We start from the raw sequence: 14036 nt of genomic DNA on the forward strand, positions 1-14036 counted from the left end.
TATGGCTGTCATTAAAATGAAACCGACCTCACCCGGCCGCCGTGCTGCGGTGAAGGTGACGCGTGATCATCTTTATAAAGGGGCGGCTTATGCTCCTCTGCTAGAAGCACAGTCCCAGAAAGCGGGTCGCAATAATAATGGTCATATCACGACGCGTCACAGGGGCGGCGGACATCGTCATCATTATCGAATCGTGGATTTTCGTCGCGATAAAGATGGAATCCCTGCAAAAGTTGAACGTATCGAATATGACCCTAATCGCTCGGCTCATATTGCTTTGGTGTGTTATGCGGATGGTGAGCGCCGCTATATCATTGCGCCGCGTGGAGTAGAGCCAGGTGCGCAGCTGCTGAGCGGATCTGAATCTCCAATTCGTGTCGGCAATGCGTTGCCAATTCGCAATATCCCTGTGGGTTCCACAATTCACTGTATAGAATTGAAACCAGGTGCCGGTGCGCAAATTGCCCGATCTGCTGGAGCTTCTGCAACGCTGTTGGCTCGTGAAGGGGTCTATGCCCAAGTCAGGATGCGATCTGGAGAGGTCCGAAAAATCCATATTGAATGCCGGGCTACGATTGGCGAAGTTGCTAACGAAGAGCACAGTTTGCGTCAGTATGGCAAAGCAGGTGTTAAGCGCTGGATGGGGATTCGCCCGACGGTGCGCGGCGTCGTTATGAATCCGATTGATCACCCGCATGGCGGTGGTGAAGGCCGTACGGGTGAGGGGCGTGCTCCGGTTGATCCGTGGGGTAATTTGACCAAAGGTTATCGCACTCGCAACAACAAGCGCACTCAAAATATGATTGTGTCGCGTCGTAAAAAATAAGAGGTAGCAAATGACTCGTTCTCTCAAAAAGGGTCCGTTTGTTGACCATCATCTGTTGGCCAAAGTTGATAAGGCCGCAGCATCAAAAGATAAAAGGCCCATTAAAACGTGGTCGCGCCGCTCGATGATCTTGCCTGAATTTATCGGTTTGACGATCGCTGTCCACAATGGAAAGCAACATGTGCCAGTTTACGTGACTGACCAAATGGTGGGTCACAAGCTCGGTGAATTTGCACTGACGCGTACCTTTAAGGGGCATGCGGCGGACAAAAAAGCCAAGAAATAAGGATCTGACCAATGGAAACTCGTGCAGTCCTACGTGGCGTGCGTCTCTCTGCTGACAAGGGACGCCTTGTGGCTGATCTGATTCGCGGCAAGAAAGTGGAGCAGGCGCTCAACATTCTTGCATTCACGCCCAAGAAAGCCGCAGTTATTGTCAAGAAAGTGCTGGAGTCGGCGGTTGCCAATGCCGAACATAATGACTCTGCTGATATTGATGAGCTGCGTGTTACCTCAATTTATATTGAACAGGGCACAACCCTCAAGCGCTTCACGGCTCGCGCCAAAGGTCGTGGCAACCGTATCAGCAAACCGACGTGCCATGTGTACGTGACGGTTGGTTATTGAAAGGCGGTATTCATGGGACAGAAAATTCATCCTACTGGTTTTCGCCTTGCGGTCAGCCATAACTGGGCGAGTCGCTGGTATGCCAACAACCGTGATTTCGCTGGTATGCTGGCGGAAGATGTGAAGGTGCGAGAGTACCTGAAAGCGAAGCTGAAAAATGCAGCTGTTTCTCGCGTTTTGATTGAGCGGCCTGCTAAAAGCGCGCGCATTACCATTTATTCTGCTCGTCCGGGCGTGGTGATTGGTCGCAAAGGCGAAGATATTGAAAAGCTCAAGAAGGATCTGGCCGAGAAGCTGGGAGTGCCGGTCGCGGTTAATATCGAAGAAGTTCGCAAGCCTGAAGTGGATGCCCAGTTGATTGCCGACAGCATTACGCAGCAGCTTGAAAAGCGCATCATGTTCCGCCGGGCCATGAAGCGCGCCATGCAGAATGCGATGCGTCTTGGCGCTCAGGGCATCAAGATTATGTCTTCTGGCCGCTTGAATGGTATTGAGATTGCCCGTACCGAATGGTATCGGGAAGGTCGCGTGCCGCTTCATACTTTGCGCGCCGATATTGACTATGGTTTTAGCGAAGCCAAGACGACATATGGCGTTATCGGCGTCAAGGTGTGGGTCTACAAAGGGGATACGCTGGGACGCAGCGATGTTCCCTCACTGGATAGCACACCTCGTCCCGAGGGAGATGAGCGCCGCGGTCCGCGCTCTGCTCGGCGGGGTGCTTCTCGTCGTGACCGGACTGTTGCAAATGCCGCTCCTGTTGATGGCAGCGATAAACCAGCGGAAGCAACAGGAGGTGATGCCAAATTAGCCGTTAAGCGCGTTCGTCAAGTCGCCGCGCCCGCTGCAGCAGCGGACGGCGCTCAAGGAGAATAAATATGCTGCAACCTGCACGCAGAAAATATCGCAAGGAACAGAAGGGCCGGAATACCGGTCTGGCGACTCGTGGAAATACTGTCGCTTTTGGTGAATTTGGACTGAAATCAACTGATCGCGGTCGACTGACGGCCCGGCAGATTGAAGCTGCGCGTCGTGCCATCACGCGTCATGTCAAGCGAGGTGGCCGTATTTGGATTCGTGTGTTTCCAGACAAGCCAATTTCTACCAAGCCTGCAGAAGTTCGCATGGGTAATGGCAAAGGCAACCCTGAGTACTATGTGGCTGAGATTCAGCCAGGTAAGGTGCTCTATGAAATTGTCGGTGTTCCCGAGGTGCTGGCACGGGAAGCTTTTGCTCTGGCTGCTGCCAAGTTGCCGCTGCGGACAACTTTTGTGACCCGCATGATTGGTCAGTAATCCAGAAAGGACTAAGCAGATGAACGCCAAAGAACTGCGCCAGAAGGACGAAGCTGCGCTAAAAGCAGAGGTCAAGGAATTGCAGAAGGCGCATTTTAACTTGCGCATGCAGAAAGCGACCCAGCAATTGAACAATACCAGTCAATTGCGTATGACGCGCCGTGCTATTGCACGGGCGAAAACTATTCTTGCCGAAAAGAAGGCTGCAGCCAAATAAGGAAGTGAGATGACGGAAGAAAAAAGATCCCTCAAGCGCACCCTCGTTGGTAAAGTGGTCAGTGACAAGCGTGCCAAAACTGTGACGGTGCTTATTGAGCGACGGGTGAAACATCCGATTTACGATAAGATTGTGGTCAAATCCAGCAAGTATCATGCTCATGATGAGAAAGGTGAGTACAAGCTGGGCGATGTGGTAGAAATCACGGAGAGCCGTCCCATTTCAAAAACGAAGAATTGGGTGGCTACTCGTTTGGTGCAGAAAGCCTCTGTGGTTTGATGTGGCCTGATAACCTTTGAGAAAAGGTGTTTTATAAAACCCGCGCTTCGCGCGGGTTTTATTTTGCCCGCTGGATAGGCTCTGGATGCTCACTTTGTATGTATCTGATTGATGTCGCTGGATGGCCAAAGATGGGTTGATTAATGGCTTTGCTGCTGCGACCGATATCTTGCTTGATGAGGGCAGATCTTGTTAATTTGAATTTCATGATTTTTGCGCCATGAAAATGCACCAACCAGTTGCTCATTTGTCATTCGAAACCTCGTTAGGCATGATGCGCCTGGCCGCTTCTGTGCAGGGTCTGTCTGGCGCATGGTTTGTGCAGGGGCAAAAGGACTGCCCCGATATCAGAGGCTGGGGAGAGGAGCGGTCTGATCACGAGGTGCTGGCGCAGGCAATGTGCGAAATCAATGATTTTTTAGCAGGGAAGCGAAATAGCTTTGACGTGCCTCTGGACTTGTCCGCCGGAACGCCTTTTCAACAAGCCGTTTGGCGCGCTTTGATAGGCATTCCATTTGGCTCTTCCTGTAGTTATGGGCAGATAGCTGCCGTTATTGGGCGTTCCGGGGCGGTGCGTGCGGTTGGGGCGGCGGTGGGAGCCAATCCCATCAGCATCATTGTTCCCTGTCATCGGGTTCTGGGAGGGAATGGTTCGTTGACGGGTTATTCAGGGGGACTGTCCAGAAAGGCGGCGCTGTTGCGCGTGGAGGGCTGGGCAATGGAGCATTTTGTGAATGACGAATTACCTCGTCATTTAAGACCCTTGCCTCCAGGAGGGCAGACGAAAAAATTTGATTGGCAAGAGAACGATGGATGCGATTGGCTGAAATTACCACCATACAGCTGAAGTTTGTCTGGCCAGACGGTGCATGGTTAGATATATGGAGAGCTTGGTGGAGTTAAAGACATTCAATGTCATTGGGAAGTAACTTGATAATTAGTGGAAATTAATTGCAGCCAGCCGGGTGAATAACAGCGGCAAAGCCGCTACTGCCCCTTGTCGCTGCACATGGCAAGGCGCTTGATCTCGCCAAAGAAGTTTTTGATTGGATAACGCCTGCTGTCCATGCGTTCGGCGATTGACAGTTGTATGCAGCGGCCGGGCCATCTGCGAGAGCATCGCTTTCGCCTTCTCGCCTCAAGCGCTTGAATCAGCCCGGTGGCATCGCGCTTTGTTGGGCAAGCTACGTTCCAAACGCGAGGCCATCAATACGCGAGCGCCCTATAGGCTGATTTCGGGCCGCTCTTTTGTGCTTGTCTGTGGCAGCAAGCTTTCATGCTTGTGGTATTCGTCATGGCGTATTCCTATCGGGCTTGCCGCTTGCCACATCGCAGATGCCCGTGTGAAGCACATCGGTCTTGATTCAATCGCGGCCGCGTCTGAACTTACGCTGCGGCGTTGCTGGTACGTATTGTTTATTACACGGCCTCGATGGATAGACGGCGGTTCGCACTCTTTCGCCCTGTATCGCCAGGCTTTGCAGGATCAAGGCAGGGTTATAAATTTCTACTGTTTTGCGCTTAATACTTTTGCATCGTCGCACAGTGGATATGTCCATTTTCAAAAAAACCCAACTGCTTGTGCTTGAGAAAGCCAAAAATGGGCTTTGCAGTCTGCGAGGCTTTCAAAACCGGAATGCGGTTTGTCTGGAGCAAGAGGCAGGCGCGCTTCGCTCGCTGTGGGCGGGTGCGGAATGAACGGGAGGGTCTTTCGAGCTGCTCCTGGCTTGCCCAGTTCGTCTTGAGGTATTAAAAATAGGAGCAAATTCAAGGGAGGTGAAACTTATTCTTGCGCACATTACACTAGGACATCGTGCTATGAATAAAGAAGCTAGAAGTGCTGCTTCGCCCCTGGCTCAGGTTTGGCTATTCCGATTCGATCACTTCTCTCGCAGGCAGGGCAAGCGACGAATAGACTTTTAGTTTGGCGAATGCGCTTGCGTGTATCGGCGCTGCTGCGCGCGGATAGGCATGCAATGAGACAGAATCATGGGCCGTTAAATTCAAGATCAATGGGTGAAACGCTTTTTCGATTTACGCCTTGCTGATTTTGAAAGGCGTGAGGCAATCATTTTCTGAATAGAGGCGCTTTAAACATATCCAGCTTATTTGTGACGCGAATGGCGGATCCAAATGAGACGGCGCTGGCGTTGTCAAGTGAGGACGGCTTGGCGAGCGGGTTGAATACTGGAGCTGGCGCGCCGTGTTTTAACGCACCCATACGCCGCGCGCCAGCATGACGGCGGCGATGGGGATGAGCGTCATCACGTGTGCTTCCACCATCACCAGCCGGCGCGTGCGGTTGAGCGCGGCGGCATCGGGCAAGATGCCTTTGGCGTCCAGATTGCGCTGCCAGCGGCGAATGTCACGGTGCACGAATATTCCCAAGCCGACCATGATGGCGAACAGCGTGATCTTGATGTGCAGGAGCGGCTGCCCCCAGAGCCACTGGGCGCTTTTGACGCTGAACTGCACTCGCGCCAGTCCGCTGAGCAATACGGTGACGGCAAAGATGACGACCCAGCGGTCCAGCACGGCCAGTCTGCGGATGGCGGCGGCGTTGGCCCAGTCGCTGCGGCACAGCGCCGCCTGGCTGGCGATGAAAACGGTCAGGCTCAGAAAGGCCAGAATATGGCAATAGGCAAGAATGGATTCGAGCAGCATGATGGCGCGCGATTGTGGCAGCGGGCGCGGCAGAAGCTGACGGCTGGCGCGCCTGCCCGCATGGACGGCATGGACACTGTGCGATCATGCGCGGTCTGTCTGTTTCTGCCGCTATTGCCGCAAGAGTTTCTCCATGCCTGACGACAAACACCACGCCAAGCCGCAAATTGATGTGCGCACGCTCAATTTGGCCCAGCTCAAGATGCTGGCTGATAAAGGGAGCCGGCGCGCGCGCGCCGAATTGGAGGCGCGCATGAGGGCGATGTCGGCGGGCGCCGCGCCTGAAGCCGCCAGCCGCGCCCGCAGCGGCGCACCAGCGCAGCCTTCAGCTTCTTCGGGATTCGCGCCGGTCACGGATTTTTCCGCGCTTTTGGCCCAGCCGGCTACGCAGCCAGCTTCATTGCAAAGCAGCGCGCCGCAGCCGTCGCCAGCCGCCATGCCTCTTTCGCGAGCTGCGGTACCGCCCATGCCTGCCGTGCCAGCGGCACAGAACGAGCCGCTTCATGAACATGACGCCATGCTGGAGCGCCTGCACTTGCTGGGTCAGCAGGAAGACGCACGCCGCCGCACTGAAGGGCCGCCGCGGCTGGTGGGCATGGTGCTGATGGGCTGGGGCGGGCTGGTCGTGTTGGCCGGTTTGGTCACCATACTGGCAGGCAGCCATTACCGGGGCATTGGCGGCTATTACCTTTTGGGGGGCGTGCTGTGCGCAGTGGCAGGCAAGCTGCTGTGGAATAACCGCCGCCTGGCTATTTACGTGCATGCGGCTGCATCGGCGCTGATGTTGCTTTGGGGTATGTACTGGAGCCGCTCGGATGGCGTGTTTTCAGCGCTGATGCAGTCAGCGCCCATCTGGCTGTCTGCCTGCTGGATGGTCGTGGGAGCCATCCGGGATCCGCTGGAGTGAATTCCCCGGCCGTCCATGCAGCAAAAAGCCCCCTGGCGCCCGGTGCGCCAGGGGGCTTTTTGCTGCAATCAGGCACGCGCCGCGCGCTGTTTTTGCTCCCAGCGTGATTTGCATTGGACGCAATGCTGGGTCATTGGCTCCACCTTCAAGCGCTCGAAGGGAATATTGCAGCCGCATTCCTCGCATTCGCCGTATTCGCCGGTTTCAATCAGCTCCAGCGCGCGATCAATGCGGGCCAGGTCGGCCGCGTCCAGCGCCGTCAGCGTGGCATCGACTTCGCGGGTCTGGTTGCTCAGGCGCGCGCTTTCGTCTTGCGAAACGCTGCCAGCGTGATTGACGGCGGGTGCCAGGTTCTCGCGGTTTTGCGCCATTTGCGCTTGCAGGTCACGGCGGCGCTCCAGCAGCAGTTCTTTTAATTCGGCGCGTTGGGCGGGGGTCAGTTTCGGGGTCATGATGCGAGCTTCTCCTGCAAAAAAATGTGTCGCTGGCACAGAATAGCATTCCTCATCTGTGCCATCGCGCATTCCAGAACAAGAAAGCCTGAAAGACACCCGCCATGTGCCAGCTGCTCGGCATGAATTGCAATACCCCGACCGATGTCACCTTCAGCTTCGCCGGCTTTGCGCAGCGCGGCGGGCGCACCGACCATCATGCCGATGGCTGGGGCATTGCCTTTTTTGAGGGGCGGGGCGCGCGCCTTTTCATTGACAGCAGCGCGGCCTGCTCTTCGCCCGTGGCCGAGCTGATCCGGCGCTACCCCATCAAAAGCAGGAACGTCATTTCCCACATTCGCAAGGCCACCGTGGGCGATGTGCGGCTGGAGAACTGCCACCCCTTCGTGCGTGAGCTGTGGGGGCGTTACTGGGTGTTTGCCCACAATGGCGATCTCAAGGACTACGCGCCGCGCCTGCACGGCCATTTTCACCCTGTGGGCGATACCGACAGCGAGAGCGCCTTTTGCTGGCTGATGCAGGAGCTGGCCAAGGCGCATGCCAGCGTGCCGCCCGTGGAGGAACTCACCCGCACTTTGCGTGAGCTGACGCCGCAGATTGCCTCGCATGGCACTTTCAACATGCTGCTGTCCAATGGCCAGGCGCTTTGGGCGCATGCTTCCACCAAGCTGTGCTACGTGGTGCGTCAGCACCCGTTTTCAAACGCGCGGCTGGCTGATGAAGACCTTTGCGTCAATTTCGCAGAGCACACCACCCCCAGCGACCGCGTGGCCGTGGTTGCCACCACGCCGCTCACATCCAACGAGCAGTGGACGCCCTTTGCGCCCGGCGAGCTGAAAGTGTTCGTGGACGGCGCGCCTGTGGCGTGAAAAGAGCCTCTTGAGGCATCCGGCTTCAGGCATCAAACCGCCCTGAAGCGCCCGTGGAATGGGCGCAGGCAGCTATCTTTTTGAGAGTGAAGGCGCAAACGGCGCTTTCCAAACGGCGCTTTCTATTCGCCGGCTTTGGCGTCCATGCGCCTGAGCGCCTGGGCGAAGGCTTGCAGGGTTTGCGGGGGCACTTCGCCCACGGCGGTCAGCCACCAGCCGCTGGCTGGCGCGGGCAGGCGCAGCATCAGGCTGTGGGTTGCGCCCATCGCAAGCAGGCCGCCGCGCGTGTGGCGGCGGGCGTCGTAGGGTTCCAGAAAAAGGGAAACGGTGGCCAGGCCGTCGGAAAAAATCCACTGCACCACGCCGCCTGCGCCGGAAGCGTTTGATGCGCCGCCGTGCTGGTAGCACTGGCGGGGCCGAAAGCCCGGCACGGGGCTGGCAAGCGTCCAGCCTTCGCTGTCGGCGCGGGTGGGGGCGTGGCCTGCCTTTTCAATGTGCCAGCCCTGGGTGTCATCCATCATTTGCGCGAGCTTGTCCGCCTCCAGCGGGGAGCTGAATTGCAGCTCTGAAAAGGCCGACTGCTCCAGCACGCGGCCTGCGGCGTCCAGCGTTTGCATCTTGATGACCAGGCCGGTGCGCCGCTCGCTCCAGATGCGGTAGCCATAGCGCCAGCCGTCTTGCGCGGCCAGGCGCACGATGTCGGCGTCAAACCCGGCCACGCGGCCCTGGCCTTCGGGGCGGGCGTCGTAGTAGCGTGCGACTTCGGCTTCTTCGCCGGGGCGCAGCTGGCCCTTGAAAAGGCTGCCGGATTCGCGCCGCTCGGCGCGGATGGTGCGCTGGCCAGGCTGGAAGATGAGGATGTCGTCATCGCGCCGGTACGTGGCGCGGGGCGGGCCGGAGAGGTTTTCCACGCGCTCGATTTCCTGCGCGCCCTGGCAGGCGTGCCAGATGCGGGCGCTGGAGAGCACGCCTTCAGGCGCGGAAACGACAAAAGTGCCGCTGTAGGCCGGCACGCGCGAGGCGCGTTGCAGGCGCGCCAGCCACTGGGCCACGGTGCGCGGCGGCGCTTCGGATTCGGAAACGGCGGGCGAAGCGGCTGGCTGCGCGGCGGCGGGCGCGCGGGTCTGGGCCAGCGCGGGGCTGAAGGCGGCCAGGCAAAGCAGGGCGGCGCAGGCGTTGCGGGTCATGCCGGTGTCGGAAGTGTTCAGGCGGCCTGCCGGAAGTCAGCGGCCTGCCGCGCTGCCATCCACAAAGGTGGCGTTGCGCAAAAAGCCTTGCGTCTGCCCCAGTGCTGAGGCGCCAGCGGCCTGGCGATGGGCGGCCAGAAACTCGTCCAGGCGGCTGTCGCGCAGCATGGCGCCTTGCGGCGTGCCGACGGCGTAGGCGGCCGGGGCGGCAGCCTCAACAGGGGCGGCAGCTTGTGCGGCAACTTGTGTCGCAGGCGCGGTTTGCGCCAGTTGGGGGCCGGCGGCGCTGCCGGACAGGCTCCAGAAGTTCCAGCCGATGGCGGCTGCGGCGGCAAACGAAGCCAGGCCCGCCGCCAGCTTCCAGCGGCGGTCATTGGCCGCTGGCTGCGCGGGCGGCAGGGCCGTGGCGGCAATGGGCGGCTGAGCTTCCTGGCCAATGCGCTGCATCACGCGGGCGGTGAAGGCTGCGCCGTGGCGGCAGGCAGCCAGGTCGGCCGAGCGCAGCACATCGCCCGCCACATGCCAGGCGTGCCAGTCGGCGCGGGCCGCATCGCCGCTTGAGTCGCTGGCGCAAGCCTGGGAAATGGCCTGATGCAGCGGCTCGCCTTGCAGGCGGCCGTCCATCAAGTCGCAAAGGGTTTGGCGGGGGTCGGTCATGGGAGCGTCGGTCATGGTTGCGGCTTACCAGCGCTTGCCGCCCTGATGGCTCAAAAGCGGCTTGACTCTGGCTGAAATGGCCTCGCGCGCGCGGAAGATGCGCGAGCGCACCGTGCCAATCGGGCAGGCCATCAATTCAGCGATTTCCTCGTAGCTCAGGCCCTCGATTTCGCGCAGGGTGATGGCCTGGCGCAAATCGGGCGAGAGCGCTTGCATGGCTTCATTGACGGCGGCGGCGATTTCGCGCGCGGCCAGCTCGGTTTCGGGCGTGCTGTCCGAAATAGGTTCCGCGTCGGGGCGGAAATTTTCATCGTCGTCGCCCTGGCCCTTCAAGGCCGCTTGCGTGATGAGCGGATCGCGCTTGAGGCCCAGCAGCGCGCGCTTGGCGGTATTGACGGCAATGCGGTAGAGCCACGTGTAGAACTGCGCCTCGCCCCGGAACTGCGGCAGCGCGCGCCAGGCGTTGATGAAGGTTTCTTGCGCGATGTCCTGCACCAGATCCACATCGCGCACCATGCGGCCAATCAGGCGCTCGATGCGGCGCTGGTACTTGATGACCAGCAGCTCGTAAGCGCGCGTTTGGCCCTGCACGGCGCGCGCGACCAAAGCGGCGTCGCTGTCGTCGGGGGAAGGGGCGGATTCAGGCACGGGGGCGGGCNNGGGCGGGCGAATATAGCGCGCAGCGCAGCAGGCGCCATGCGGCAGCGGCGGCGCTGCCCGCGCCGCGCCGCAGGCACAGCCAAAGGGGCGGCGCGCCCGCGCGCTCCAGCCGCAGCAGCAAAAAGCGCTGGCCGTCCAGCGCCACCTGAACGCGTGAGACGGCCTGGCCAGGGCGGCCCGGCTCGCGCAGCAGCCAGCCCTGCCCGTCAAACGCCAGCTCGCGCGGCGTCTGCTGCCGCCAAAAGCGCCACAGCCCGCCGCCTATCAGCGCCAGCGCCAGCCAGGGCGCGGCCAGCCACGCGCCGGTGCGGGCGCTGCCGCTCAAGGCCGCCGCCAGCGTGGCCAGCAGCGCAGGCAGCCACAGCGCCAGCAGCAGCGCCGCCAGCCAGCTGGCGCGGCCAGCGGGGTGGGCCAGGGCAGGGGGCGTGCGCATGGCGGCGGTCAGCTTTGGGCGCTGGCCCGCAGCCTTTTCTTGCGGAGAAGGAGCGGGCCGGAAGGTGGGAAGGGGCGCATCAGAGGCATGATTCTTTCGCTCTTGTATCCATAGCAAGAGGTCTTAGTAGAGACTGCGCAAAGCGGCATTCCATGCTCCTCGAATTCGCTCCTGATTTTGATGTGTTGCGGCCCGTTTTCAGCGCATCAGGGGCTGGCCGTTGAGCAGCATCTTGCCGCCGGGTTCGACTTCAAAGTTGGCGCTCCAGGCGCCGTTTTCGTTTTTCACGAAGCCCTGGGCGGCAAAGCCGTCGGCCATTTGCTCCAGCGATTCGGCGCTGACGCGGGGGTCGCCAGCCATTTTGGCGACGACGGCGCTCCAGGCGCGCGGGATGTGAAGGCTGGCCTTGATGCTGGCGCGCTGCATCAGCTTGAACATCGCGGGCAGCTGGATGGGCGATTCCTTGGCCTGCGCGTCGGCGGCGGCCAGGGCCACGCTGTATTCAAGCGAGCCGGCCTGCTGGTCGATGGTGGCGCCGTAGCGCACCTGCACGGCTGGCTCGCCGGCGAGCAGCTCTTGCAGCAGCGCCTCGGTTTCGCCCTTGAACTGCTCTTGCATGGCTTGCAGCGCGGCCTGGCGCTCTTCGCCTTGCAGGCTCTTGTCGGTGAGCGCGCCCCACGCGCGCGCCAGCATCTGCTGGGCTTGCAGCAGGGCGGCGGCGTTGATCTTGTCGAGCTTGACGTCGTAGTTCAGCGCTTGCAGCGCCACGCCGCCGATTTCGCCTGCGGTGGCGTAGTGGCCGTGGGAGCTGATGGCGTCGCCCTGGCGGCTGGTGTCCACTTTGTAGGTGAGCTGGTCGAAGCGGAAAAGGTCCTTGCCACCCATGCTGGCCTGCATGCTGGCAACGCGGCCCTCTTGCTGGCCGGGGGCCAGCAGCCACAGGCCGGAGCCGATGTCGGCGCTGAACTGGCCTTGCATGCCGCCCACGCGCATTTGCAGCGCGGGCTGGGCGCCGGGGCCGGGCGCGGCTTTGGCGGCTTCAGGCGCGGGTTCTGGCGCTGTTTCGGGCGCGGCTTCAGATGCCTTGGCGGCGGGGGCGAAGGTCATTTCCATGCCTTTGAAGTCCACCTGGCCGGACAGGCGCTGGCGGTCCTGGCTCAGGCGCAGGTCGTAAGTCAGGGGCTGCCAGCTCGCCTGGCTGGCGGGCTGGCCGGGCTGGCCGGGCTGGCCGGGCTGTTGCACGGCGAAGCGGCCGGCGGGCAGCAGCAGCTGCGCCGTCATGTCGCCCGCCAGCGGGCGGTGGAGCGTGACTTCGGGCGGCTCGGCCTGGGCGAAGGCCTGGCGCACTTCATCGGGCAGGCCCTCCACCTTGGCCAGCTTCAGGCGCGTGGTCACGCCCAGCGCGCCGTGGCTGACGTGCTGGCTGATGTGAAAGCGCACGGGCGGCAGCGGCGCGCTGCTGTCCGCCTGGCTTTCGCGGCTGCTTTCGGCCTGGCTTTCATGGCCTTCGCCAGCTTTTGCGGCGGCGCTCTGGGCCGCCTTGGGCGGGCGTTTGAGTTCCACGACGATGGTGTTTTCGTCGCTGAACAGGCCGCGCTGGTAATTGCTTTGCACCACGGCGTGCTCGCCCAGCTTGTCTTTCACCCAGTTCAGGGCCTGGTCGGTGTGGTGCTCGGCCTGCTGGCCCATCCACCAGCTGGCGCCGGCGTAGCCAGCGGCGGCGATGACGGCGGCGGCGGCCGCGATTTTGGTGAGTTTGCTCATGTTGATGATGGCGTGGCGTTTGAAAAAGGAAGGCGGCGGATTGTCAGGGCCGCGAAAAATCATGAAAAACGCCGCCAGCGCCCGTGGATTGGGCGCGGGCAGCTATCAAAAGCGCAGTGGCAGCGGGCATGGGGCGCTTCAGTCTAGCCGCAGGCCCAGGGTGCGCACGATCTGGCCGAGCGCTTCGGCCTCTTTGCCGATGTGCTGGCGCAGCTCTTCGGGGCTGGAGCCAACGGGCTGCCAGCCCAGGGCGAGCAGGCGCTGGCGCAGCGGCTGGGCCTGCATGACGGCGGCTACGGCCTGCGCCAGCTTTTGCCGCGCGGCGGCGGGCAGGCCGGCGGGGGCGATGAGGGCGTTCCACACCTGCAAGTCGTAATCGGGCACGCCCAGCTCGGCGAGCGCGGGCACGCCGGGGGCCAGGGGGCTGCGGCTGGCGGTGGTCAGGCCAATGGCGCGCAGCCGCCCTTCGGCCACGTGCGGCATGGCGACGCCGGGGGCCATCAGCCCCATCTGAATTTGCCCACCGATCAGGGCGGTGATGACGGCGGGCTGCCCGTTGTAGGGCACGTGCAGGGGGTTGAAGCCGGGCAGGCGGGCCTTGATGAGTTCCACGCCCAGGTGGGCGATGGAGCCTGTGCCCACGGAGCCGTAGTTCCAGCGCTCGCCTTCCTGGCGGGCCTTTTGCAGAAATTCCTTGCCGCCGGGCAGGCCGGCCGGGGCCACGAGCACGGCGGGGGCGGTGGTCAGCAGGCTGATGGGGGCCAGGTCTTTAGCCGGGTTGTAGGCGAGCTTGCGGTACAGCAGCGGGGCGGTGGTGAGGTTGCCGTTGATGGCGATGCCCAGCGTGTGCCCGTCGGCGGCGCGGGCGACTTGCGCGGCGGCGATGTTGCCGCCCGCGCCGGGCTTGTTTTCAACGATCACGGGCTGCCCCAGCGCGGCGGCCAGCGGCTCGGCCAGCGCGCGCGCCGTCAGATCGGGCGAGGAGCCGCCGGGAAAGCCGACCATGAGCTTGACGGGCTGCACGGGCCAGCTTGCGGCCGGAGCATCGGCGGCCTGCGCGCGCGGCGCGGCGGCGGCCAGGGCGGCCAGCAGGAGGGAGCGGCGTTGCATTTTGTGGGTGGTTGGCATGGGAGTCAAAACGCTTTTGCTATTGATAGTGAGGCAAATTCAGGCCCATCGAAACGGCTGAGGTCCTAGTG

17 protein-coding genes are annotated in these 14036 nt (G+C 61.5%); 10 read left to right on the top strand and 7 right to left on the bottom strand.

Annotated elements, in window-relative coordinates; genetic code table 11:
- Position 1: 1 nt before the first annotated feature.
- The 8 genes from rplB to C1720_RS06365 all read left to right on the top strand — a co-directional run bounded on the left by rplB (position 2) and on the right by C1720_RS06365 (position 4091).
- Positions 2-826, top strand: coding sequence for a 50S ribosomal protein L2 (gene rplB, locus C1720_RS06330; RefSeq protein ID WP_102283613.1), 825 nt, complete (start codon positions 2-4; stop codon positions 824-826).
- Positions 827-836: 10 nt separating this feature from the next.
- On the top strand, positions 837-1112 hold the full coding sequence (gene rpsS / locus C1720_RS06335; protein ID WP_082203141.1) for a 30S ribosomal protein S19: 276 nt from the start codon (positions 837-839) through the stop codon (positions 1110-1112).
- An 11-nt stretch (positions 1113-1123) separates the two neighbouring features.
- Complete coding sequence (gene rplV / locus C1720_RS06340) at positions 1124-1453, top strand: 50S ribosomal protein L22 (protein WP_050715126.1); 330 nt, start codon at positions 1124-1126, stop codon at positions 1451-1453.
- Positions 1454-1465: 12 nt separating this feature from the next.
- Positions 1466-2329 (top strand): 30S ribosomal protein S3, encoded by an 864-nt coding sequence (gene rpsC / locus C1720_RS06345; protein ID WP_102283614.1) that lies wholly within the window; start codon positions 1466-1468, stop codon positions 2327-2329.
- 2 nt (positions 2330-2331) lie between these two features.
- Positions 2332-2748 (top strand): 50S ribosomal protein L16, encoded by a 417-nt coding sequence (rplP, locus tag C1720_RS06350; protein ID WP_050715124.1) that lies wholly within the window; start codon positions 2332-2334, stop codon positions 2746-2748.
- 19 nt (positions 2749-2767) lie between these two features.
- A complete protein-coding gene (rpmC, locus tag C1720_RS06355; protein WP_050715123.1) occupies positions 2768-2965 on the top strand; it encodes a 50S ribosomal protein L29 in 198 nt (65 codons plus the stop codon).
- 9 nt (positions 2966-2974) lie between these two features.
- Positions 2975-3244, top strand: a complete 270-nt coding sequence (gene rpsQ, locus C1720_RS06360) for a 30S ribosomal protein S17 (RefSeq protein WP_102283615.1) — start codon at positions 2975-2977, stop codon at positions 3242-3244.
- Positions 3245-3464: 220 nt separating this feature from the next.
- On the top strand, positions 3465-4091 hold the full coding sequence (locus tag C1720_RS06365) for a methylated-DNA--[protein]-cysteine S-methyltransferase (protein WP_102283616.1): 627 nt from the start codon (positions 3465-3467) through the stop codon (positions 4089-4091).
- A gap of 1361 nt (positions 4092-5452) precedes the next feature.
- Here C1720_RS06365 and C1720_RS06370 read toward each other — a convergent pair.
- Positions 5453-5908 carry a DUF2214 family protein gene (locus tag C1720_RS06370; protein WP_102283617.1) on the bottom strand — a complete coding sequence of 152 codons (456 nt, stop codon included), beginning with the start codon at positions 5906-5908 and terminating at the stop codon, positions 5453-5455.
- Between the two features lie 133 nt (positions 5909-6041).
- Between C1720_RS06370 and C1720_RS06375 the strand changes: the two genes are divergently transcribed.
- A complete protein-coding gene (locus C1720_RS06375) occupies positions 6042-6815 on the top strand; it encodes a hypothetical protein (protein ID WP_102283618.1) in 774 nt (257 codons plus the stop codon).
- Positions 6816-6883: 68 nt separating this feature from the next.
- Here C1720_RS06375 and C1720_RS06380 read toward each other — a convergent pair whose 3' ends face one another.
- A complete protein-coding gene (locus C1720_RS06380) occupies positions 6884-7267 on the bottom strand; it encodes a TraR/DksA family transcriptional regulator (protein ID WP_050715119.1) in 384 nt (127 codons plus the stop codon).
- 104 nt (positions 7268-7371) lie between these two features.
- Between C1720_RS06380 and C1720_RS06385 the strand changes: the two genes are divergently transcribed.
- Positions 7372-8136 (top strand): class II glutamine amidotransferase, encoded by a 765-nt coding sequence (locus C1720_RS06385; RefSeq protein WP_102283619.1) that lies wholly within the window; start codon positions 7372-7374, stop codon positions 8134-8136.
- A gap of 122 nt (positions 8137-8258) precedes the next feature.
- Here C1720_RS06385 and C1720_RS06390 read toward each other — a convergent pair whose 3' ends face one another.
- The 5 genes from C1720_RS06390 to C1720_RS06415 all read right to left on the bottom strand — a co-directional run bounded on the left by C1720_RS06390 (position 8259) and on the right by C1720_RS06415 (position 13947).
- Positions 8259-9323, bottom strand: coding sequence for a MucB/RseB C-terminal domain-containing protein (locus C1720_RS06390; protein ID WP_102283620.1), 1065 nt, complete (start codon positions 9321-9323; stop codon positions 8259-8261).
- A gap of 36 nt (positions 9324-9359) precedes the next feature.
- Positions 9360-9980 (bottom strand): sigma-E factor negative regulatory protein, encoded by a 621-nt coding sequence (locus C1720_RS06395; protein ID WP_199170963.1) that lies wholly within the window; start codon positions 9978-9980, stop codon positions 9360-9362.
- A 24-nt stretch (positions 9981-10004) separates the two neighbouring features.
- The gene (gene rpoE / locus C1720_RS06400) at positions 10005-10628 is read right to left on the bottom strand and encodes an RNA polymerase sigma factor RpoE (protein WP_050715115.1); all 624 of its coding nucleotides are present in this window, start codon (positions 10626-10628) and stop codon (positions 10005-10007) included.
- A gap of 643 nt (positions 10629-11271) precedes the next feature.
- Complete coding sequence (locus C1720_RS06410) at positions 11272-12837, bottom strand: DUF945 family protein (RefSeq protein ID WP_158241653.1); 1566 nt, start codon at positions 12835-12837, stop codon at positions 11272-11274.
- A 138-nt stretch (positions 12838-12975) separates the two neighbouring features.
- Positions 12976-13947, bottom strand: coding sequence for a Bug family tripartite tricarboxylate transporter substrate binding protein (locus C1720_RS06415; RefSeq protein WP_102283624.1), 972 nt, complete (start codon positions 13945-13947; stop codon positions 12976-12978).
- Positions 13948-14036 lie beyond the last annotated feature (89 nt).

It is taken from the genome of Ottowia massiliensis (genome assembly GCF_900240305.1).
GTDB lineage: Bacteria > Pseudomonadota > Gammaproteobacteria > Burkholderiales > Burkholderiaceae_C > Ottowia > Ottowia massiliensis.

Bases quoted from the DNA above. Each gene is read 5' to 3' on its own strand.
- rpsQ (WP_102283615.1), top strand. From the start codon at position 2,975: ATGACGGAAGAAAAAAGATCCCTCAAGCGCACCCTCGTTGGTAAAGTG.
- C1720_RS06375 (WP_102283618.1), top strand. From the start codon at position 6,042: ATGCCTGACGACAAACACCACGCCAAGCCGCAAATTGATGTGCGCACG.
- C1720_RS06370 (WP_102283617.1), bottom strand. From the start codon at position 5,908: ATGCTGCTCGAATCCATTCTTGCCTATTGCCATATTCTGGCCTTTCTG.
- rpsS (WP_082203141.1), top strand. From the start codon at position 837: ATGACTCGTTCTCTCAAAAAGGGTCCGTTTGTTGACCATCATCTGTTG.
- rplB (WP_102283613.1), top strand. From the start codon at position 2: ATGGCTGTCATTAAAATGAAACCGACCTCACCCGGCCGCCGTGCTGCG.
- rpsC (WP_102283614.1), top strand. From the start codon at position 1,466: ATGGGACAGAAAATTCATCCTACTGGTTTTCGCCTTGCGGTCAGCCAT.
- C1720_RS06410 (WP_158241653.1), bottom strand. From the start codon at position 12,837: ATGAGCAAACTCACCAAAATCGCGGCCGCCGCCGCCGTCATCGCCGCC.
- C1720_RS06380 (WP_050715119.1), bottom strand. From the start codon at position 7,267: ATGACCCCGAAACTGACCCCCGCCCAACGCGCCGAATTAAAAGAACTG.
- rplV (WP_050715126.1), top strand. From the start codon at position 1,124: ATGGAAACTCGTGCAGTCCTACGTGGCGTGCGTCTCTCTGCTGACAAG.
- C1720_RS06385 (WP_102283619.1), top strand. From the start codon at position 7,372: ATGTGCCAGCTGCTCGGCATGAATTGCAATACCCCGACCGATGTCACC.
- C1720_RS06395 (WP_199170963.1), bottom strand. From the start codon at position 9,980: ATGACCGACCCCCGCCAAACCCTTTGCGACTTGATGGACGGCCGCCTG.
- rpmC (WP_050715123.1), top strand. From the start codon at position 2,768: ATGAACGCCAAAGAACTGCGCCAGAAGGACGAAGCTGCGCTAAAAGCA.
- rplP (WP_050715124.1), top strand. From the start codon at position 2,332: ATGCTGCAACCTGCACGCAGAAAATATCGCAAGGAACAGAAGGGCCGG.
- C1720_RS06365 (WP_102283616.1), top strand. From the start codon at position 3,465: ATGAAAATGCACCAACCAGTTGCTCATTTGTCATTCGAAACCTCGTTA.
- C1720_RS06415 (WP_102283624.1), bottom strand. From the start codon at position 13,947: ATGCAACGCCGCTCCCTCCTGCTGGCCGCCCTGGCCGCCGCCGCGCCG.
- C1720_RS06390 (WP_102283620.1), bottom strand. From the start codon at position 9,323: ATGACCCGCAACGCCTGCGCCGCCCTGCTTTGCCTGGCCGCCTTCAGC.